At 74.1% G+C, this 18,287-nt stretch carries 19 protein-coding genes and 1 riboswitch; of the genes, 7 read left to right on the plus strand and 12 right to left on the minus strand.

The genetic code is table 11. The features are described from left to right. Positions 1–11 precede the first annotated feature (11 nt). On the minus strand, positions 12–1,664 hold the full coding sequence (gene aceB, locus ACF9IK_RS07575) for a malate synthase A (protein WP_395293466.1): 1,653 nt from the start codon (positions 1,662–1,664) through the stop codon (positions 12–14). Positions 1,665–1,864: 200 nt separating this feature from the next. On the opposite strand from aceB, the gene ACF9IK_RS07580 reads away from it, so the two are divergent. Beyond that, complete coding sequence (locus tag ACF9IK_RS07580) at positions 1,865–2,662, plus strand: IclR family transcriptional regulator (protein ID WP_395293467.1); 798 nt, start codon at positions 1,865–1,867, stop codon at positions 2,660–2,662. A gap of 246 nt (positions 2,663–2,908) precedes the next feature. Further along, complete coding sequence (locus ACF9IK_RS07585; protein ID WP_395293468.1) at positions 2,909–3,475, plus strand: hypothetical protein; 567 nt, start codon at positions 2,909–2,911, stop codon at positions 3,473–3,475. A 131-nt stretch (positions 3,476–3,606) separates the two neighbouring features. On the opposite strand, the gene ACF9IK_RS07590 is transcribed toward ACF9IK_RS07585, so the two are convergent. Next, positions 3,607–4,854: a glycoside hydrolase family 16 protein gene (locus ACF9IK_RS07590; RefSeq protein ID WP_395293469.1), complete on the minus strand. Its 1,248-nt coding sequence runs from the start codon at positions 4,852–4,854 to the stop codon at positions 3,607–3,609. A 2-nt stretch (positions 4,855–4,856) separates the two neighbouring features. Then, positions 4,857–5,021: riboswitch (cyclic di-AMP (ydaO/yuaA leader) on the minus strand. A gap of 363 nt (positions 5,022–5,384) precedes the next feature. Between ACF9IK_RS07590 and ACF9IK_RS07595 the strand changes: the two genes are divergently transcribed. Next, a complete protein-coding gene (locus tag ACF9IK_RS07595; RefSeq protein ID WP_395293470.1) occupies positions 5,385–5,714 on the plus strand; it encodes a MoaF-related domain-containing protein in 330 nt (109 codons plus the stop codon). A gap of 48 nt (positions 5,715–5,762) precedes the next feature. Here the strand turns inward: ACF9IK_RS07595 and ACF9IK_RS07600 are convergent, their stop codons facing one another. Together ACF9IK_RS07600 and ACF9IK_RS07605 are read right to left on the minus strand one after the other, a co-directional pair. Further along, positions 5,763–6,911, minus strand: coding sequence for an alpha/beta hydrolase (locus ACF9IK_RS07600; protein ID WP_395293471.1), 1,149 nt, complete (start codon positions 6,909–6,911; stop codon positions 5,763–5,765). Between the two features lie 507 nt (positions 6,912–7,418). Beyond that, positions 7,419–7,955 carry a TetR/AcrR family transcriptional regulator gene (locus ACF9IK_RS07605; protein WP_395293472.1) on the minus strand — a complete coding sequence of 179 codons (537 nt, stop codon included), beginning with the start codon at positions 7,953–7,955 and terminating at the stop codon, positions 7,419–7,421. Between the two features lie 239 nt (positions 7,956–8,194). Here ACF9IK_RS07605 and ACF9IK_RS07610 point away from each other — a divergent pair, with 239 nt between their 5' ends. The 3 genes from ACF9IK_RS07610 to ACF9IK_RS07620 all read left to right on the plus strand — a co-directional run bounded on the left by ACF9IK_RS07610 (position 8,195) and on the right by ACF9IK_RS07620 (position 10,849). Beyond that, complete coding sequence (locus tag ACF9IK_RS07610; protein WP_395293473.1) at positions 8,195–9,277, plus strand: carboxymuconolactone decarboxylase family protein; 1,083 nt, start codon at positions 8,195–8,197, stop codon at positions 9,275–9,277. 147 nt (positions 9,278–9,424) lie between these two features. Next, positions 9,425–10,423 carry an FHA domain-containing protein gene (locus ACF9IK_RS07615; RefSeq protein WP_395293474.1) on the plus strand — a complete coding sequence of 333 codons (999 nt, stop codon included), beginning with the start codon at positions 9,425–9,427 and terminating at the stop codon, positions 10,421–10,423. A 33-nt stretch (positions 10,424–10,456) separates the two neighbouring features. Continuing rightward, positions 10,457–10,849 (plus strand): hypothetical protein, encoded by a 393-nt coding sequence (locus tag ACF9IK_RS07620; protein ID WP_395293475.1) that lies wholly within the window; start codon positions 10,457–10,459, stop codon positions 10,847–10,849. Positions 10,850–10,912: 63 nt separating this feature from the next. Here ACF9IK_RS07620 and ACF9IK_RS07625 read toward each other — a convergent pair whose 3' ends face one another. From ACF9IK_RS07625 to ACF9IK_RS07645, 5 genes are all read right to left on the minus strand, one after another. Then, positions 10,913–11,575 (minus strand): Pr6Pr family membrane protein, encoded by a 663-nt coding sequence (locus tag ACF9IK_RS07625; RefSeq protein WP_395293476.1) that lies wholly within the window; start codon positions 11,573–11,575, stop codon positions 10,913–10,915. Positions 11,576–11,709: 134 nt separating this feature from the next. Continuing rightward, positions 11,710–12,621 carry a phosphotriesterase family protein gene (locus ACF9IK_RS07630; RefSeq protein WP_395293477.1) on the minus strand — a complete coding sequence of 304 codons (912 nt, stop codon included), beginning with the start codon at positions 12,619–12,621 and terminating at the stop codon, positions 11,710–11,712. Further along, the gene (locus ACF9IK_RS07635; protein WP_395293478.1) at positions 12,618–13,115 is read right to left on the minus strand and encodes a carboxymuconolactone decarboxylase family protein; all 498 of its coding nucleotides are present in this window, start codon (positions 13,113–13,115) and stop codon (positions 12,618–12,620) included. The genes ACF9IK_RS07630 and ACF9IK_RS07635 overlap by 4 nt, the downstream gene beginning before the upstream one ends. Before the next feature lie 32 nt (positions 13,116–13,147). Beyond that, positions 13,148–13,735 (minus strand): DUF4865 family protein, encoded by a 588-nt coding sequence (locus ACF9IK_RS07640; RefSeq protein WP_395293479.1) that lies wholly within the window; start codon positions 13,733–13,735, stop codon positions 13,148–13,150. A 15-nt stretch (positions 13,736–13,750) separates the two neighbouring features. Beyond that, the gene (locus ACF9IK_RS07645; RefSeq protein ID WP_395293480.1) at positions 13,751–14,317 is read right to left on the minus strand and encodes a TetR/AcrR family transcriptional regulator; all 567 of its coding nucleotides are present in this window, start codon (positions 14,315–14,317) and stop codon (positions 13,751–13,753) included. A 219-nt stretch (positions 14,318–14,536) separates the two neighbouring features. Here ACF9IK_RS07645 and ACF9IK_RS07650 point away from each other — a divergent pair, with 219 nt between their 5' ends. Beyond that, on the plus strand, positions 14,537–15,526 hold the full coding sequence (locus tag ACF9IK_RS07650) for an aldo/keto reductase (RefSeq protein WP_395293481.1): 990 nt from the start codon (positions 14,537–14,539) through the stop codon (positions 15,524–15,526). Positions 15,527–15,712: 186 nt separating this feature from the next. Here the strand turns inward: ACF9IK_RS07650 and ACF9IK_RS07655 are convergent, their stop codons facing one another. The 3 genes from ACF9IK_RS07655 to ACF9IK_RS07665 form a co-directional block, all read right to left on the minus strand. Beyond that, positions 15,713–16,456 carry a winged helix-turn-helix domain-containing protein gene (locus tag ACF9IK_RS07655; protein WP_395293482.1) on the minus strand — a complete coding sequence of 248 codons (744 nt, stop codon included), beginning with the start codon at positions 16,454–16,456 and terminating at the stop codon, positions 15,713–15,715. A 712-nt stretch (positions 16,457–17,168) separates the two neighbouring features. Beyond that, the gene (locus tag ACF9IK_RS07660; protein WP_395298499.1) at positions 17,169–17,717 is read right to left on the minus strand and encodes a GTP-binding protein; all 549 of its coding nucleotides are present in this window, start codon (positions 17,715–17,717) and stop codon (positions 17,169–17,171) included. A gap of 97 nt (positions 17,718–17,814) precedes the next feature. Continuing rightward, the gene (locus ACF9IK_RS07665) at positions 17,815–18,282 is read right to left on the minus strand and encodes a DUF742 domain-containing protein (protein WP_395293483.1); all 468 of its coding nucleotides are present in this window, start codon (positions 18,280–18,282) and stop codon (positions 17,815–17,817) included. Positions 18,283–18,287: the final 5 nt, after the last annotated feature.

The following is an 18,287-nucleotide window of genomic DNA, read 5'->3' on the forward strand; positions in this document are numbered from 1 at the left end:
ATAGATTGGGCTCAGCCCAGCAGGGGAAGCGCGGGGAGGGTCAGGAAGTCCGCGAACTCCTCGGCCAGGGCGACCTGTTCGAAGAGCTTGGCGGCCTCGCGCCAACGCCCACCGGCGTAGACGTCGTCGCCCAGCTCGGCCCGGAGCTCGGCCAGCTCCGTGGCCACCAGGCGGCGCACGAGGTCCGCGGTGGCCTTCTCACCGGTGTCCGCGAGCACGACGCCGTTGTTGATCCACTGCCAGATCTGCGAGCGGGAGATCTCGGCGGTGGCGGCGTCCTCCATCATGTTGAAGATGCCGACCGCGCCCAGGCCGCGCAGCCACGCCTCGATGTAGCGGATGCCGACCTGGACGGCGTTGTGCAGGCCCGCGTGGGTGCAGGTCCCGCCGGCGCCGGCGATGTCGAGCAGCTGGGCCGCGGTGACGGGCTCGGCGGGGCCCGGGTTGTCCTTCTGGTTCGGACGGTCGCCGAGCACGGCGTCGAAGGACGCGCGGGCGACCGGGACCAGGTCCGGGTGCGCCACCCAGGAGCCGTCGAAGCCGTGGCCGGCCTCCCGGTCCTTGTCGGCCTTGACCTTCTCCAGGGCGCCCGCGTTGACCTCGGGGTCCTTGCGGCTCGGGATGAACGCGGCCATGCCGCCGATGGCGTGGGCACCGCGCCGGTGGCAGGTCTGCACCAGCAGCCGGGTGTAGGCGGCCATGAACGGCGAGGCCATGGTGACGGTGTTGCGGTCCGGCAGGATGTAGTGCTCGCCGGCGTCGCGGAAGTTCTTGACGATCGAGAACAGGTAGTCCCAGCGCCCCGCGTTGAGCCCGGCCGCGTGGTCGCGCAGCTCGTAGAGGATCTCCTCCATCTCGAAGGCCGCGGTGATCGTCTCGATCAGGACGGTCGCGCGGATGGTGCCGTGCGGGATGCCGAGGGCGGCCTGGGCGTGGGTGAAGACGTCGTTCCACAGCCGCGTCTCAAGGTGGCTCTCGGTCTTCGGCAGGTAGAAGTACGGGCCGGAGTTCGGATCCTCCGCGCCGCGGGCGATCAGCCGGGCCGCGTTGTGGAAGAAGTAGAGACCGAAGTCGAAGAAGGCACCTGCCACCGGGACGCCGTCCACCAGGAGGTGGGTCTCGTCCAGGTGCCAGCCGCGCGGGCGCACCACCACGGTGGCCAGATCGGCGGCGGGCTTGAGGGCGTAGGCCTTGCCGGCCGAGGACGTGAAGTCGATGCGGCCCTCGAAGGCGTCGATCAGGTTGATCTGGCCGCCGACCACGTTCTCCCAGGTCGGGGAGGTGGCGTCCTCGAAGTCGGCGAGCCAGACCCTGGCACCCGAGTTGAGCGCGTTGATGACCATCTTGCGGTCGGTGGGGCCGGTGATCTCGACCCGGCGGTCCTGGAGCGCGCGCGGGGCCTCGGCGACCGTCCAGTCGCCCTCGCGCACGGCGGCCGTCTCGGGGAGGAAGTCCAGGGTGCCGGCCCGTGCGATCTCGGCGCGGCGGGTCTTGCGGCGGGCCAGGAGCTCCTGTCGGCGGTCCTCGAACGCGCGGTGGAGGCCGACGACGAAGGCGACCGCCTCCGGAGTGAGCACCTCCTCCGCCCGATGGACGCGCGGACCGGCGACAGTGACGACCGGAGCGGCGGGGGAGGCGCCGGCGGGTCCCTGATCTGTAGCCATGAGCAGGACACTCCTAAGACGGTTGAGCACGGCGAAGGGAGTTCCGGTGGGAACTTCCTTGATCTGAACCGATCTGAACCCACCTGCCGGGGGGTTCGATTCTGTAAGGTGGAGACTAGTTTCCGCGATACAGAATTTCAACGGTTTGTTGAGGTGATCGCAGGGACTCTACTCCTCCCCCGACAGCGAAGGGAACGCCGGTGGTCGCGACCCCCGACACAGCATCGACGACGGGCACGGACCGCGCGAGCGGCGGTGTGCAGTCCGTCGAGCGCGCCTTCCAGCTGCTGGAGGCGCTGGCCGACTCCGGCGGCGTGGCGACGCTCAGCGAGCTCTCCACCTCCTCCGGGCTGCCCATGCCCACCATCCATCGACTGGTTCGTACCCTCGTCCAGCAGGGCTATGTCCGCCAGGACACCGCGCGCCGCTACACCCTGGGCCCGCGGTTGATCCGGCTGGGCGAGACGGCCGGCCGGCTGCTCGGCAGCTGGGCCCGCCCGTACCTGGCCGAGCTGATGGAGGCCACCGGCGAGACCGCCAACCTGGCCGTGCTGGAGGGCGGCGAGGTGGTCTACGTCGGGCAGGTGCAGTCGCGGCGCTCGATGCGGATGTTCACCGAGGTCGGCCGCCGGGTGCAGCCGCACTGCACCGGTGTCGGCAAGGCCCTGCTGGCCCAGCTGCCGGAGGAGGAGGCGCGCGCGGTCCTCGGCCCCAACCCGCTGCCCGCCCACACCGAGTTCACCGTGACGGATCCGCAGGCCCTGCTGGAGCAGCTGGCGGAGGCCCGCGAGCGCGGCTACGTGGTGGACGACCAGGAGCAGGAGATCGGAGTGCGCTGCATCGCGCTCGCGGTACCGGGCGCGCCGACGCCGACGGCGCTCTCGGTCTCCGGTCCGGAGGCCCGCATCCGGGCACTGGAGGAGCAGGCCGGCGCCTCGTCACTGGTGCCGGTGATGCATCAGATCGCGATCAGGCTGGGGCAGGTCCTGGCACCCTGACCGAGCGTCATGGCTCGGGTGCGAGCGCGAAGTCGGGGCGTGCGACTTCCCGCGCACGGCTTCCTGCGCACGGCCTTCTGCGTCGGCTTCCGCACCGGGTCCGGCTAAGGAGGGGTGGGTTCGTCCGTTCGAGCGGCCCGAGGGCGGGTCGCCCCGGCCGCGGCGGACCGGCCGGTCACGCTGGGTGCGGACGCAATGCCCCGCGACGGTGCGGGGCACCGGAAGCAGAGAGCAGGGTGAGCGCCGATGTCGCGCAGAGGTTCCGCACGGGTTTTCCTCGGCAGGTCGTTGACGGTGGGGTGCGCGCTGGTGGCGCTGGCCGCCGGTCCGGCACTGGCCTGCCCGACCGGCGACGAGATGCGGCAGGCGCCCGCGTCGGCCGGCGCACAGGCCGCCGTACCGGTCGCGGCGGCGCGCGCGACGTCCGGATCCGACCTTGAGGTGATCCGGATCGACCCGGAGCCCGCCCCGCCCCGCGGCATCACCACGCTGCACGCCTTCGTCGCGAACCTCGGCCCGGACCGCACCGCCTCGCCCTTCACCATGGTGGTCACCCTGCCCGAGGGGGTGGAGCCGGAGGGGCCGTTCTTCCCCGACAACTGCTACCCGTTCCAGAACGGCCACCGGGTGCGCTGCACCTTCCCGGCCGGCCTGGCCGCGGGCCGGAGCGCAACGGGCCTGATTCCGCTCCGGGTGAGCGAGGATACCCCTGTGGGGAGCCTGCTGACCGGCTGGGTCGCGGTGCGCAGCGACGACGACACGAACGAGGCGAACAACAGGCAACCGTTCGAAGTCTCGGTCACCGAGGGCTGATCCCCTGGTGGCGTGGCGCCACGGACGCGGCGGCGCCGGAGCGCCGGCCCTCCTACGGGGAGGGTCGGCGCTCCGGCGTTCGGATCGTCCGGGCGGGCCGGCGGGCGCGGGCACGCCGGTGCACGGGCGGGTCAGCGGTAGACGCGCAGGTAGTCGGCGGCGAAGGTGATCGGGGCCGTGCCCTGCGGCGCGGGGTGGTACTGCCCGGCGCTGAGCGACAGGTTCAGGATCGGGTAGGCCGACCAGTCGGCGCCGACGCCCTTGCCGTCCGAGAAGACCTTCACCCCGTTGATGTACCAGTCCACCGAGGTGGCGCCGTACTGGGTGCCGACGGTGACCCACTGGTCGTGCGCGACGGCCTTCGCGTCGGTGACGTACTTGTAGCCCGGGTTGACGTGGTTGGTCAGCTCCAGCAGGTTCGCGTTGTCCGCGTGGTACTCGAAGCTGTCGATCTCGCCGTGGTCGCCGCTGGTGCCGTTCCACGTCCACAGCGCCGGCCAGGCGCCGGTGCCGGCGGGGAGCTTGACCCGGGTCTCGATGTAGTCGCCGGTCTTCACCTTGAAGCCCTCGGTGGAGTACTCGGTGGTGAGCAGGCCGGTGTCCCAGGCCTTCTTGCCGTTCTCCAGCGTGTGGGTGCTCGGCCGGGCGGTGAAGGTGGCGACACCGCCGGAGACGCTGACGTTGTCCCTGTCCAGCCAGTCGAGCTTGTTGTCGTTCGGGTTGTGGTCGCCGTAGTGGTACGAGCTGCTCCGGTCGGCCGTCCAGCGGGAGCCCAGGGCGAGGCTGTCGAACTCGTCGGACCAGATCGGCTTCTTCCCGGCGGCGGGCGCCCCGGTGGCCGGGCCGCTCGGGGCGGCGGTCGCGGGGGCCGACGGCACGGGCGTCGCGGTGGGGACGGGGCTCGGGCCGGCGGTGGCCGCCGAGACCACCAGCTGTCGCGCCGGCAGGTTGTGCCAGGCGCCGCCGAGGTCCTGCCAGAAGCCGAACTGGGTGTAGGTCCCGGCCGGCAGCGTGCGCGAACCGGTGGTGATCGACAGGCCGCTCGGGCATATCCGCGCGTTGGCGACGTTGCCGGGGAAGTCGAGGTTGCGTCCGGCCGCGTCGCGCACCCCGACACCGACCGTCTTCGCGGTGAAGCAGGCCGAGGAGTGGACGCTCAGCGAGGCGGTGGCGGCCTTCCCCGCGACCATCGTGGCCGGGGTCAGCTTGTCCTGGGTGACGGTCGGCGTGGTCGCCGCATGCGCACCGGTGACCGCCGAGACGCCGAGGAGGCCGGCGCCGCCGACGGCGAGCACGCCGGTGACGGCGAGGGCCGCGTTGCGGCCGCGGCGAGAGGGTCGGGCATGGCGTGGCGCACGGCGCCGGGCAGGCTTCTGCATGGCAGTGTCCTCTGCGACGCCTGCGAGGTGAGCTGTCGGGTTCGGGCTGAGGTTGCCCGGCCGTCCGTCGGAGCGGCTTCACCCCTAGCCCCGGCCGCGCGGGGAGCGCGCAGACCGAGGCACTACCTTGGGTCCCCCGCTCCCGTCCGCTGTGGTGCTCGGTTGCCGACCGGCGGGTGGACAGGACTCGGCGTCCCGACGGCGGGGGTCCGCGAAGCGGACGTCCCGAGCAGGCTAGGCAGCCCCTCCGGGACCCGACAACTCGGCGGGGTCGGTTGTCGCGCAGCTCACATCCGGTCCGCGGCCGGGGCGGCGCCCCGCGCCGTGGCGGGGTCTCGGCAAGTACGTCGCGGAGGTCACCTCGTCGGATAGGTTGGAGGTCCATCCGCGGCCACGTGCCGACCGGCCCGCACCGCGGTGGACCGGTCCCGCCCGGACCGCGTGCACAGCACCGCACCGCAGGCACCAGACCACACGCCCCGGGACGTACGCCCGGCACCGCACGACGAGAGACGAGGACCCGTCCCGCCATGACCGCCGCCCTGCCCGCCTTCGCCGGCCGCACCTACCTCTTCCAGGTCGACAACGGCGCGGCCTTCCGCAACGCCTACTCGGCCGACGGCAAGCGGCTGCGCTGGGAGGGCCTCGGCGAGTCGGCCGGCCAGTGGGAGGACGTCGCCCTGCACGTCGCGGAGGTCGGCCCGGAGCTGTACTTCGTCAGCTGGACCGAGCAGAGCGGCATCACCGTCAGCCACGTGATGGACCTCGCCAGGCTGACGGTGCGCGCGTTCTGGACGTACGAGGGCGAGGGCGGCCGGGTCGGCGAGCTGCACACCGGCACGCTGGAGCAGGTGGCCTGAGCCGGACGGTCGTGCCCGCCCCCCCCGGGGGGCACCGGCCGATCCGGGTCAGACCGGCCGGCCCGGGACCTTCAGGTGCTCGGAGAGCCACTCCAGCGAGGAGGGCAGCAGCTTGCTCCAGGTCTCGAAGTTGTGGCCGCCGGTCTTCAGGAGGCTGTACGAGACCTTCATCGGGCTCTGCACCGCGCCGACGAACGCCTCGGTGTCGCGCCGGTACTCGCCGTCCCCCTCCCTGGTACCGGCCAGCAGCACGGACACCTTGGGCTGCGGCAGGTTCTTCAGCCGCCACATCAGGTCGGCCTCACTGCGGCGCTGCTCGCCGTCGGCGCCCTTGAACAGGTCGACGGTGGTCGGGTCGTCGGCGGCCCGGTAGTAGCCGGAGAGCGAGACGGCGGTCGGGAAGACGTCCGGGTGGCGCATCGCCAGCTTGAGCGCGCAGTAGCCCCCGGTCGAGTTGCCCATGAAGCCCCAGGCCTGCGGAGCGGTGGAGACCCGGAACGTCGCCTGGATCGCGGACGGGACGTCCCTGGTGTAGTACGTGTCGGACTGCGGGCCGCCGGGGACGTCCTCGCACTCGGTGTCCTGCGGCAGCGCGGGCGACGGGGTCATCAACACCAGGACGGTCGGCTGCATCCGGCCCTCCTGGAGCAACTTCAGTGCGGCGCCCGGGTAGTTGAGCCGCGTCACCAGGTTCTTGGCGATGCCGGGGAAGCCGGTGCTGACGATGACCGCCGGGAACTGCCGCTGCGCGTAATCGGGCTGGAAGTACTGCGGCGGCAGGTAGACGTACGCCTCGGTGGAGAGCCGGGAGACGGCGCCGTCGATCCGGACCTGGCGGATCTCCCCGGACTGCCCGGGGTCCCGGCCGAGCGCCCCGCCGCCCTGGACGTCGGCGTGGCCGACGGTCTCCACCAGGAGGCGACCGGAGGCGTCCGCCTTGTTCTGGATGACGACCGGGCCGTTGTCGCCGGTACCGAGCAGGTCGTCCCAGCTGCTGTAGAAGGCGAAGTAGTTGTTGGCCACCAGCCCGAGCGCGGCGAGCACGGTCACCTGGGTGGCGAGCAGTGCACCGATCCGGCCGAGCACGGCCTGCCAGTTCTGCTTGGCGAGTCTCGGCCAGAGCCAGACCGTGCCGACCATCATCGCCACGGCGACCGCCACGGTCAGCGCCAACACCTTGTGGCTCGTCAGACCCATGTCCTGCTTGCTCCCACGCCTCGAACTCCCCGCCCGGCCACTAGCGGGCAGTTGCTAGGACACTGGGGCGACCGCCCCGGTTCCCCCGTCCACAGCAGAGGCCGCCGCCGAGGCGCGGTAGCCAACCCTAGCGTTCACCGGGTCCCTTCGGACCCGCCGACCAGCGGGGACCGAAAGGATGAGACTCGCCGCCCACCCGTATGGTCGGGCCGTACGAGGGCGGGGCCGCGGCGACGGGCGGGAGCAACGGGCCGCAGGCGCAGCGGGCGGCCCGTCGAGCGTGATCGACCAGCGGATGCTGCGGGAGCGGACGCGAACACCTCTCTGACGGGCAGAGGGTGGCGACCGGTCAGCTGACGCACGCCCAGAGGCGCAGTCCGGCGTCCGGTTCCCGCAGGCGGCGGGCGCCGAGCTCCTGCGGCGAACCGTTGTGCCCCACCTCACGTCGGGACACGCGTCGGCCCGGCGCACCGCGCCACCTCGACACCTCGCCCGTCGGCCCGGTCGTCAGCCCAGCCCGCCGTTCCGGGCTGCGGCCAGGGCCGCCGCGACGGACCGGTCGGCGGCCTCGTCGTCCACCGGCTCGGCCGTGATCAGCACGCGGAAGTAGAGCGGCGCAGCCACGGCCTTGACGACCGCGGCCGGGTCGATCCCGGCAGGCAGCTCGCCGCGCCCGACCGCGCGGGTGACGATCGGTTCCGCCCGGCGCAGCCGGTCGTGGAAGATCCGCGCCCGCGCCTCGGCGATCCCCGGCGCCAGGGCGGCCTCCGAGAGCATCACCGCCAGCACCGCCGCCCCGCTCGGCCCCCGCAGCCAGGCCGCGAGGCCCCGGGCGAGCAGGCGCAGGTCGCCGTCGACCGTCCCGGTGTCGGGGATCGGGATCTCCGTGGCGATCTGCCCGGCCAGAGCGTCGACGATCAGGCCGTCCTTGTCCTTCCACCGCCGGTACACGGTGGTCTTGTGGACGCCGGCCCGCCGGGCGACGGCGTCGACGGTCAGCGCGGCGTAGCGCATCTCGGCGAGCTCGGCGAGGGTCGCGGCCACGACCGCCGTCCGCACCTTCTCTCCGCGTCCGATCGTCGGGCGGGCCCGACCGGCCTCCACGGAGCCGGACGGCCCGGATCCGGACGGAGCCGGCACGGGCCGGCCGGGCTGGGGCGGGCGCGAGTCGGAAGACATTGCAACTCCTGGTTGCGTTACGGCGGACAGCGTGACACGCTCAGGCTATCGCAACCATGAGTTGCGATATCGCCCGAGGCCTTGCCATTCGGAGGGGAACACGCATGCCCAGGCCCTATCGCCACACCACCCCCGTCCCGCAGAAGTCCGCCACCGGACGGGTCGCCGCCGTCTACGCGCAGATGGAGACGGACTTCCTGCTCGCCGACGGCCCCCTGATGAGCCTCTCCCCCGCGCCCGAGGTGCTGGCCGCCACCTGGGCGCTGCTGCGCGAGGCCGAGATCGTCGGCACCGCGCCGCGCGCGGACAAGGAAGCCGTCGCGAGCGCCGTCTCGCTCGCCAACCGCTGCCCGTTCTGCACCGAGGCGCACGCACTGCTCGCCCACGGCGCCGGGGACCACCGGCTCGCCGAGGACGCGCGGGCCGGCCGCACACCCGCCGACCGACGTGACGCGGCGCTGCTGGAGTGGGCCGGCGCCACCCGTTCCCCCGGCAGCCCCGCGCTGGCGGCGCCGCCCTTCCCCGCCGACCAGGCACCCGAGTTCGTCGGCACGGTGCTGGCCACCCACTTCATCAACCGCATGGTCACCGCGCTGCTCGACGAGGAGGCGCTGCTGCCGAGCGCGCTGCGCCGGTCCGAGTACGTCCGGCGGGCCGCCGCGCTCGCGGTCGGCAGGGCCGCGCGGCGCAGCCCCGAGCCGGGAGCCGGGCTCGCCGTCCTCGACGGAGCGCTCCCGGGCGGGCCCGCTCCCGAGTGGGCCGGTCCGGGCCCAGTCGGTCCCGCCTACCTGGCACTCCGGGCCGCCGCCTCCGCCGGCGGCGAGCTGCTGGGCGAGGCCGCCCGGGCCGCCGTGCTCGGTGCGGTGGCCGGCTGGGACGGCAGTCACCCACCGCTCGGCGGCGACCCGACGGCACCCGCCCTCGCCGACGTCCCGCCCGAGCAGCGGCCGGGCGCCCGGCTGGCGCTGCTGGCCGCCCTGGCGCCCTACCGGATCACCGATGCGGACGTCGCCGCATGGCGTGCCGGCCGGGGCGGACGCGGGAGCGGCGACGTGGACGGAGAGCGCACCGGGGGCACGGGCGAGGACGGTGGGCTGACAAGGATCCTGGCGTTCGGGGCGATCACGGCCACGGTGCGGGTGGAGGCGTGGATCACCGCGGGGGCGCGCTCGGCGTCGGCGGCGTAGCCGTCGCCCGGCCGGCGGATCGGGCCAGGGGCTGCGCCACACCGCCGCGGTGGCTTTTACTGGAAGGGAGGGCACCCGAGCCGGCGGCCGGGCGAAGCGTTTCGCCACCGCCGGTGGTTCACCGGTTCACCGCCAGGAGGTCGTGCCATGAGCCCGCCTTCGCAAGAGCTGGATTTACCGCGCCTCGTCGTCGACAGCCCGGACCGACTCAAGGGTCAGGTGTTCGTGCTCGCCGACGAACCGATGCTGGTCGGCCGGAGCTCCGACTGCCAGATCCACGTGGGCGACCCCGGCGTCAGCCGTCGGCACGCCGTGGTGTGGCGCGCCGACGGCCACACCACCGTCGAGGACCTGTCCTCCACCAACGGCACCAGGCTGAACGGCCACCCGGTGCTCGGGCAGGAGGAGGTGCACGCCGGGGACGTGCTGGACTTCGGGCCGTTCGAGGTGCACTACGAGGAGCCGCGCGACGCCGACGTCACCGTCCCCGGGATCGACGCTCCGGGGCCGACGGCCACCTTCCGCACCGTGCAGCCGCCCACACCGGCGCCCGGCCCTGGACACCCGCCCCCGTCGCCGCACCGGGACCGGCCCGCGACACCCCCGCAGGGCCGGCCCGCAGCACCGACGCCGCCGGGCCCGACACCCCCGGCCGGACACCCGACACCGCCGCACCCCGCACAGCCGGGGCAGCCGCCCCCGGGGGCGGAGCGCCGCTTCGACGTGGGGCAGCAGCAGGCCGGGAACGTGAACAACGTCGCCGGCAACCAGTACAACGTCATGCAGGCACGGCGGGACAACTTCTTCCGTGAGATCGCCGCCACCCGGACCAGGGCCCGCCACCTGATCGTCACCGGCTTCGTGATCCTCCTCGTCGGCGGCGGGGTCTACTTCTGGGCACTGATCAGGTTCATCTCGGCGACCAACGACGCCGCCCGGTCCGGCGGCACCGACTACTCCGTCCCCGACCTGCTCGGACCGCAGGTCGGGGGCGTGCCGGTCGGCGCCATCGGCTTCGCAGCAGCGGCGATCGGCACCGTCCTGATGGTGATCGGGATCGTCCTGCACATCGTCACCACCTCGCGCCGCCGCCGCTTCGAGGAGGACGAGTCGCGGCGGTTCAACGTCCCGCCGCCGGCGCGCTGAGCCCGCCCCGACGGCTCCCCGGAGGAGGCCCCCATGGTCTTCAACATCGGCAACCAGCAGGGCGGCGTGGTCAACAACGTCGCGGGCGACCAGACCGTCCACGGCGGCCTGTCGGGCCACCTCACCGCGGACGGACGGGATGTGCGCAGCCTCGTCGGCGATCTGCGGGCCGCCGTCGAGCAGGCGCAGCTGCCGCCCGCGGTGGCACCCGGGGTCCGCGCCGAACTGGATTCCCTCGACACGGAGGTCAACCGCCCGGAGCCGGACCGCGAGGCGGTGGCCGGCCGCCTCACCCGGATCACCCGGATGCTCTCCACGGCCGGTGACCTCGCCGCCGCCGGCGCCGGGCTGATCGGTCCGATCTCCGCGCTGGCCGGCTGGTTGGGTGCCCTGGGCCGGCCGATCATGCATCTGCTCGGCGGCTGAACCGGTCGGAGCGCGGCGGCGTGGACCGGCCGGGAGGGCGACGGGAGGACTGACGCCTGCCGCTCAGCCCGGGCGGGCGTGTGCCCGGCGTGACCCGGGGCGGGTGCCGGTCCACGCAGCCCGGCGTTCGGCGGCGAGGTTGCCCGACCAGACCAACGCGGCCCCGACCAGGGCGAAGCCGCAGGTCGTCAGGAAGCAGGCACCGGCGACCCGCTCGTAGCCGCGGGGCAGCGCGGGGTCGAGGAAGGCGTAGGGGTACCAGTCGGTGACCGCGCCGCGGATGAGCGTGAAGCCGAGGTAGAGCAGGGGGAACGCCAGCCAGGCGCCCAGCGCCGGCAGCAGCCGGATCCGGCGCGACGGCGGGTCGACCAGCCAGTCCGCGAGCATGACGACCGGCACCACCCGGTGGAGCACCTGACCGGCCCAGGGGAGCACGACCTCCCCGGGGTAGCTCGCCACGCCCAGGCCGTAGACCAGCCCGGTGACCGTCGTGCAGAGCAGCACCGCGCCGCGCACCACGGGCGGCACCGGACGCGCACCGGTCAGCCCCGCCCAGCCGCCGAGCAGCAGGACGGCCATGGCGGCGATGGTGCTCACGTTGGTGAAGTATCCGAAGAAGTCCGGCACCCCGACCGGGCCGGTCGCGGCGTGGTAGCCGGCGACTCCGAGCGCCGCGGCCGCGAGGGCGCCGAACGCGATCCGGCAGAAGGCCAGCCATCGGGGCATCGTCGAATCCGCCTCTCACCGGGGGCGTCCTGGTCCGGTCGTTCCTCAGATTCAAACCCGGGCGGGCGGCCGTGGCCACCGGAGGGCGGACGGGCGCGGCGCGCAAGGCACGGCCCCGGGCGGGCCCGGCCCGGTCAGGCCTTCCAGTCCGCGGCCAGCGCCCGGGCCGGGTTCGCGGTGAACACCAGATCCGGCAGCTCCGTTCCGAACTCGCCGGCGAGCCGTGGGGCGAGAGAGGTCAGCAGGTGGGCGGGGCCGGGGGCGTGCCGGGCGGAGCGGGTGGTGGTGTCGGCGCCCAGCAGGATCCGGTCGGCGTGACCGGCGTCGAGCAGGGCGGCGAGGATGTCGAACAGGTGCCGATCCGCGGCGGGGTCACCCGTGCGCGGGGCGTCCAGCGCGACGAAGACGCCGAGGTCGGCGAGGTCGCGGATCGGCTCCGGTGCGGAGAGGCGGTTGAGGTGGCCCAGGATCAGCCGCTCGGGCGGGACGTGGAGCCGGCTCCCGAGCTGGGACAGCACGGCCGCCGGGTCGGTCCCGGCGTCGTGGTGGACGGCGATCGGGGCCCCGGTCGCGTGGTGGGCCTCGGCGGCTGCCCGCAGCACCCGGCGGGTGTGCCCGGTCATCGGTCCGTTGTCGCCCGCGACCTTGATCAGCCCGGCCCTGGTCCCGTCGGGTGCGCCGCGCAGCCCGGTGGTCAGTTCGGCGGTGAACAGCTCGGCGAGTCCCTCGTACAACCCGTCCAGCAGGGCCTGGTCGTAGTGGACGGCCTGGTGCAGGCCGGTGGCCGCCACCAGGTGGACGCCGGTGGTGCCGGAGAGGCCGGCGAGCCGGTCGCCGCCCCGGCCCGTCCCGTACGGGCTCCACTGGACGAACGACCGGCCGCCCGCTGCCGCGAACGAGTGCAACACCTCCTCGGCCGCCACCGGGTCGTCCAGCTCCTCACCGGGGAGGCGGGGACTGCGCAGGAACAGGTGGTCATGGGCGTCGCAGGCGCCGAGCTCGGCCGGGTCGAGGTCGCCCAGGACGGTACGGACGGCGGCGCTCATGCCGCGGCCTCGCCGTCCGCCGCCGCGCCGTCCGCCGCCGCGCCGCCCGCGGCCTGCGCGTTCTCCGCCCGGTCGTCCGCCGCGGCGAAGACGGCCGCGGCGACGCGCAGGCCGGCCAGGGCCTTGGGCACGCCGGCGTAGGGAGCGAGGTGGACCAGGACCTCGGCGATCTCCTCCCGGGTGAGACCGATCCGCAGACCGTTGCGGACGTGGTCGGCGAGCTGCGGTTCGACTCCGCCGAGTGCGGTGAGGGCGGCCAGGTTGGCCACCTGGCGGTCGCGAAGGGAGAGCCCGGGCCGTTGGTAGGTCCCGCCGAACAGGGCGGTGACGATCCAGTCGGCGAAGCCCGGTGCCAGCGCGTCCAGCCCCTGCAGGGTGGCGGTCGTGGTCTGCGGACCGGCGAGTTCGTCCAGCAGGGCGTAGCCGGCGGCGCGGTCGAGCGGCGCAGGGGCGAGTGCGGTCGCGAGCGCGGTGGCGGGCGCGGGGGGTTCCATGGGCTCGGTCGGTCCCTTCAACGGTCGGTCTCTCACCAGTGGCGGCCGGCCGGCAGCCGGTCGAGTTCGGGGTGGCTCAGGTGCAGTACCCGGAAGCGGGTGCCGGGGGTCCCGTCGGGCACCGGGCCGGACCAGAGCGCGAACCGCAGCAGCTCCCAGCGGTCGGGGTCGACGGCGACCGCGGCGGTGTGCAGGTCGGGGTGGTCGGGCAGCTCGGCGAGGGCCGCCGCGACCGCCTCGGCCGGGTCGACGCCCTCGGGAAGGCGTTCCAGCCGGCGGGTCGCGGTGGCGGGGGTGCCGGGGCCCGCGCGCCGACCCGCGCCGTGGCGCAGCCCGGCACCGAGCCAGTGCCGCACGGCCGGGCGCCCGAAGTCGGCACTCAGGCCGCGGAATCCCGGGCCGAAGAGGAAGCCGTTCATCCCCTCGGCGGTGCGCCAGAGGTAGAACGGGGCGTAGGCGTTGACCGGCGAACCGTCCTCGCCGCGCTCCCGCACCAGGTAGGCCTTGGCCCCGAGCCCGGGGTGGGCGTCCAGCAGGTGCCCCCTTTCGGCGACCCGCCTGCGGATGATCCCCGTGTCGTAGTCGGCGGGGAGGGTGATCTCGTACTGCATGGCGAGCACGGACGGCTCCGCTCTTCAGTCGGCGCGGTGGGCGGCGAGCAGGCCGAGGGCGCCGCGGACGGCCCGCTCGAACGGCTCGGCGCTGTCGGCGGCCCGGGCGAGGACGTAGCCGCCCTGGACGACGGCGACCAGGGCGGCGGCGGTGTCGGCCGGATCGGCGGCGGCGGCGAACTCGCCCGCGGCCTGGCCCTCGGCGATCAGCCCGGCGATCCTGCCGCGCAGCCAGTCGAAGGTCTCCTCGACCGGGGCGCGCAGCTGCGGGTCGGCGACGACGTCCGGGTCCTGGGCCATCCGCCCGATCCGGCAGCCGCGCAGCACGTCGCGCTCGCGGTGCAGGTAGGCGGCGATCCGCTCGTGGGCGGTGCCCGGGCCGGCGAGGTCGGCCTCGGCGACGGCCCGCATCTGCTCGGCGCTGCGGCGCAGGGCGGCCGCGGCGAGGTCGGGCTTGCCGGTGAAGTGGTGGTACATGCTGCCCTGGCCGACGCCGGAGCGCTGCTGGATGGCCTTGGGGCTGGTGCCGACGTAGCCGCGCTCCCAGAGGAGTTCCTGGGTGCTCTCGATGAGACGGTCCTGGGTTGCCATGGGAAGCACTGTACATACCTGTAGGTACAGCTGTACATACCATGAGGTACAGAATCCGCCGGGCCGTGGGCCACGGCCCGCCCGCGGAGCCGGCCACAGCGCCCCGGCCGACAGAACGGACGGCGCCGGACAAGGCGGGCGGGGCGAACAGCACGACGCGGCGGGGCCGTCCCCCTTGTCGATGGTCGATCCCGACCCGGGGCTGGCAGGATGTCCGCCATGACCTACCTCGCCGCGGACGACCGCTACGCCTCGATGACCTACCGCCGGGCCGGCCGCAGTGGCGTGCAGCTCCCGGCCGTCTCGCTCGGCCTGTGGCACAACTTCGGCGACGCCCAGCCGCTCGACGTCCAGCGTGCGGTCCTGCGGCGCGCCTTCGACCGGGGCATCACCCACTTCGACCTGGCGAACAACTACGGCCCGCCGTACGGCAGCGCCGAGCGCAACTTCGGCCACCTGTTCGCCCAGGACTTCCGCCCGTACCGGGACGAGCTGTTCATCGCCAGCAAGGCCGGCTACGACATGTGGCCCGGCCCGTACGGCGACGGCGGCAGCCGCAAGTACCTGCTGGCCAGCCTGGACCAGTCGCTGGGCCGGATGGGCCTGGACTACGTGGACGTCTTCTACTCCCACCGCTACGACCCGGACACTCCGCTGGAGGAGACGATGGGTGCGCTGGACTCGGCGGTCCGCTCGGGCCGGGCGCTGTACGCGGGCATCTCCAACTACCCGGCGGAGCAGCACCGCGAGGCGGTGTCGATCCTGCGCGCCCTGGGCACCCCGGCGCTGATGAACCAGTCGGCGTACTCGATCCTCGACCGCACCGTCGAGGGCGACGTGCTGGACGCGGTCGGCGACACCCAGACCAGCCTGATCGCGTACTCCCCGCTCGCCCAGGGCCTCCTGACGGACCGCTACCTGGGCGGGCGGGTGCCGGCCGGGTCCCGGATGTCGGTCGGCCACTTCCTCCGGGAGGAGGCTCTCACCGAGGCCAAGCTGGAGCAGCTGCGCGCGCTCAGCAAGGTGGCCGAACGGCGCGGGCAGACCCTCGCGCAGCTGGCGCTCGCCTGGGTGCTGCGGGACGAGCGCGTGGTGTCGGTGATCATCGGAGCGAGCAGCACGGCCCAGCTGGACCAGAACATCGACGCGCTCGACGGCGGCCCGCTGACGGCCGAGGAGCTCGCGGAGATCGACGCACTGAGCCGCTGACGCCCTCGCGCGGCCGCCCGGCCTTCGCCGCTTCCCGGGCTCTCCCACGTCGCGGAGTGCGGCCGGCCCCCGGGCCCGCCGCACCTCGCAGACCGACTGACGTCACGACAGAACGTCCTGGCCGGGGCGGCGTTCACGTGAGCGCTCTCCCGGCCCACGGCGGTGCCGTTTCGGCGGCGGCCGGGGTCAGGCCACCGGCGTGTACTTGTAGCCGACCCGACGAACCGTCACGATGCTGTCCCGGTGGCCGGTTCCGAGCTTCCGGCGCAGCCGTGCCACGTGCACGTCCACCGTCCGGCCGTCCCCGACGTGACCGTAGCCCCAGACGGCGGAGACCAGGTGGTCCCGGGTGTGCACCCGCTGCGGGTGTTCGGTCAGGTGCGCCAGCAGCTCGAACTCCAGGTAGGTGAGGTCGAGCAACCGTCCGTCGACGTAGGCGTTCCGGCGCTCGACGTCGACGGTGATCCCCCGGCCGGCCGGGCGGACCGGACGGGCGGCGACCGGTCCGAAGGAGCCCGGAGCCGGTGCGGCCGAGCCGGCCGGAGTCCCGCTCCCGGCGGGCACCAGCACCAGGTAGCCGACCATCGGGTGTCCGGGGGCGGCGGCGCCGGACTGCGCTCCGGACTGCGCTCCGCACTGGGCCAGCAGGGCCTGCGGCAGCACGCCCGACGGGAGCGCGGCGACGACCGCCGCTCCCTTCGGCAGCGCGGCGAGCAGCGCCTGCGGCGGCGGGACCTGCACGGCGAGCCGCGTCGAGGGGGCCGGGAGCGGCGGCTGCGCCGGACCGCCGTGCGGGCGCTCGGCGCTCGACCGTTCGGCGCTCGACCGTTCGGCGGCCGGCCGGTCGGCGACCTGCGGAACGGAACGGACTGCGCGCAGGTGCGGTGTCGCACCGGGCAGGGACGGGGCGGCCGTGGGGGAAGAGGTCATGGTGCTGCTCATTTCGCGCGGAACGGACGGGGCGGATTCGTCTGCGCGTCGACCGGGCGGAGTGCGCCGGCGCTGATCCGAGGTCAGCGGACGGCGAGCCGGGACGCACGGGGCGTACCCGGACACGTCCGGTCGAACAGGTACGGCTGCCGCGACGGCCAGAACGGTTCGAGGTCGGAGCGGCCGCGCACGGCTCCGCCCGCGGCTTCGGCGGCACGGGCGGCGGGATCGGCGGCAGGCGGGGCCTGGGTGGGGAGGAGGGGGTTCACTGGCGCTCTCCGCGATGCGGTCCTGGGTGGCGGCCGGTCCGACCGGCCGGGTCGACGGGTCGACGGTTCGTCGGGCGGGGACCGGTCCGGGGCTCGCGCGGCGGTCAGGAGGCCGGGGAGCGGGACGCAGGAGGCCGGCCGGAGGATCCGCCGGAATACCGGGGGCTGCTCCGTCAGCGACAGCAGGCGCTGCAGATCAGCGCCTGGTCGATGTAGCGGCGGGCCGTCAGCCCCGGGGTGACCGGGGCGGGGGCGGACGTGACGGCTGCGCGTCGCCGGTCGACGGTCACGGCGCCTCCCCTCCCCCTTGACGGATGTCCTGAGGCACCCGGAACCCGGGCCGCCTTCGACCCCAGAGCCTTCCACGCCGGGCCGGTCGAGGCAACCTCCGCACATCGAACGTCCGGAATGCGGACGACCGAATGAGACGGCCGGACTCGCCGTCAGACCCGTGCCGGTGCACCCCGGCGCCGCGCCGCGGCATGCTCGACCAGGGTGACCAGCAGTTCCTTCCCGTCCTCGCGCCGCCGGGCGTCGCAGAGCAGCACCGGGATGTCGGGGTCCAGGTCGAGCGCGTCCCGGACCTCCTCGACCGTGAACACCTCCGTGCCCTCGAAGCAGTTCACCGCCACCACGAACGGGATGCCGCGCCGCTCGAAGAAGTCCACCGAGGGGAAGCAGTCCGCCAGCCGGCGCGTGTCGGCCAGGACCACCGCGCCCAGCGCACCGCGGGCCAGCTCGTCCCAGACGAACCAGAACCGGTCCTGGCCCGGTGTGCCGAACAGGTAGAGCGCCAGCCCGGGGCGCAGGTCGATCCGGCCGAAGTCCATCGCCACGGTGGTGGTGCGCTTGGCCTCCACGCCCGAGATGTCGTCGAACGGGCGGCCGAGCTCGCTCAGCTCCTCCTCGGTGCGCAGCGGGCGGATCTCGCTGACCGACCCGACCAGGGTGGTCTTGCCCGCGCCGAAGCCGCCCGCGACCAGGATCTTCACCGCGACGCCCGGGCCGCCGCGCCAGCTCGGGTCGGTGGTCGCGGCGGCGCCGGACGCGCCCGTCGAGGCGGCGGACGCCCCCGCCTGGGTGGTCGGGTCAGAGCGCACGGAGTCCATTGATCACGTCTCGCAACAGGCGCTCGTCCGGCAGCTCGGCGAGCGGAACGGGTCGGGTGACGCTGATCAGCTCGGCGTCGTAGAGGTCGCCGAGCAGCACCCGGACGACGCTGACCGGCAGGTCGGTGAAGGAGCCGAGCTCGGCGACGGACAGCGGCTCCCGGCGACACCAGGCCAGGATGGTCTGGTGCTCCGGGTCGAGCACGTGCGCGGGCACCGCCCCCGCCTCGGGCCCCGGCTCGGCGGCGGTGATCAGTGAGATCAGGTCGAACAGGCCGTCCTCGACCGGCCGGGTACGGCCCCGGGTCATCGAGAACAGCCGCACCACCGGGCCGGCGTCGTCGTCGAACCAGCGGTCGTCGACCGGGGTGCGCGGCCGGAACAGGTCGACCTCAGGCGTCTCCTCGCTCGGGTCGTCCTGTTCGCGCGTCGGCTCCTCGTCCGCCATCGGGC

It is taken from the genome of Kitasatospora hibisci, assembly GCF_043950205.1.
GTDB lineage: Bacteria > Actinomycetota > Actinomycetes > Streptomycetales > Streptomycetaceae > Kitasatospora > Kitasatospora hibisci.

Excerpts from the sequence above, each read along its gene's own strand:
- ACF9IK_RS07645 (WP_395293480.1), bottom strand. The coding sequence starts at position 14,317 with ATGGCAACCCAGGACCGTCTCATCGAGAGCACCCAGGAACTCCTCTGG.
- ACF9IK_RS07630 (WP_395293477.1), bottom strand. The coding sequence starts at position 12,621 with ATGAGCGCCGCCGTCCGTACCGTCCTGGGCGACCTCGACCCGGCCGAG.
- ACF9IK_RS07615 (WP_395293474.1), top strand. The coding sequence starts at position 9,425 with ATGAGCCCGCCTTCGCAAGAGCTGGATTTACCGCGCCTCGTCGTCGAC.
- ACF9IK_RS07590 (WP_395293469.1), bottom strand. The coding sequence starts at position 4,854 with ATGCAGAAGCCTGCCCGGCGCCGTGCGCCACGCCATGCCCGACCCTCT.
- ACF9IK_RS07650 (WP_395293481.1), top strand. The coding sequence starts at position 14,537 with ATGACCTACCTCGCCGCGGACGACCGCTACGCCTCGATGACCTACCGC.
- ACF9IK_RS07655 (WP_395293482.1), bottom strand. The coding sequence starts at position 16,456 with ATGACCTCTTCCCCCACGGCCGCCCCGTCCCTGCCCGGTGCGACACCG.
- ACF9IK_RS07665 (WP_395293483.1), bottom strand. The coding sequence starts at position 18,282 with ATGGCGGACGAGGAGCCGACGCGCGAACAGGACGACCCGAGCGAGGAG.
- ACF9IK_RS07610 (WP_395293473.1), top strand. The coding sequence starts at position 8,195 with ATGCCCAGGCCCTATCGCCACACCACCCCCGTCCCGCAGAAGTCCGCC.
- ACF9IK_RS07625 (WP_395293476.1), bottom strand. The coding sequence starts at position 11,575 with ATGCCCCGATGGCTGGCCTTCTGCCGGATCGCGTTCGGCGCCCTCGCG.
- ACF9IK_RS07585 (WP_395293468.1), top strand. The coding sequence starts at position 2,909 with ATGTCGCGCAGAGGTTCCGCACGGGTTTTCCTCGGCAGGTCGTTGACG.
- ACF9IK_RS07635 (WP_395293478.1), bottom strand. The coding sequence starts at position 13,115 with ATGGAACCCCCCGCGCCCGCCACCGCGCTCGCGACCGCACTCGCCCCT.
- ACF9IK_RS07595 (WP_395293470.1), top strand. The coding sequence starts at position 5,385 with ATGACCGCCGCCCTGCCCGCCTTCGCCGGCCGCACCTACCTCTTCCAG.
- aceB (WP_395293466.1), bottom strand. The coding sequence starts at position 1,664 with ATGGCTACAGATCAGGGACCCGCCGGCGCCTCCCCCGCCGCTCCGGTC.
- ACF9IK_RS07600 (WP_395293471.1), bottom strand. The coding sequence starts at position 6,911 with ATGGGTCTGACGAGCCACAAGGTGTTGGCGCTGACCGTGGCGGTCGCC.
- ACF9IK_RS07620 (WP_395293475.1), top strand. The coding sequence starts at position 10,457 with ATGGTCTTCAACATCGGCAACCAGCAGGGCGGCGTGGTCAACAACGTC.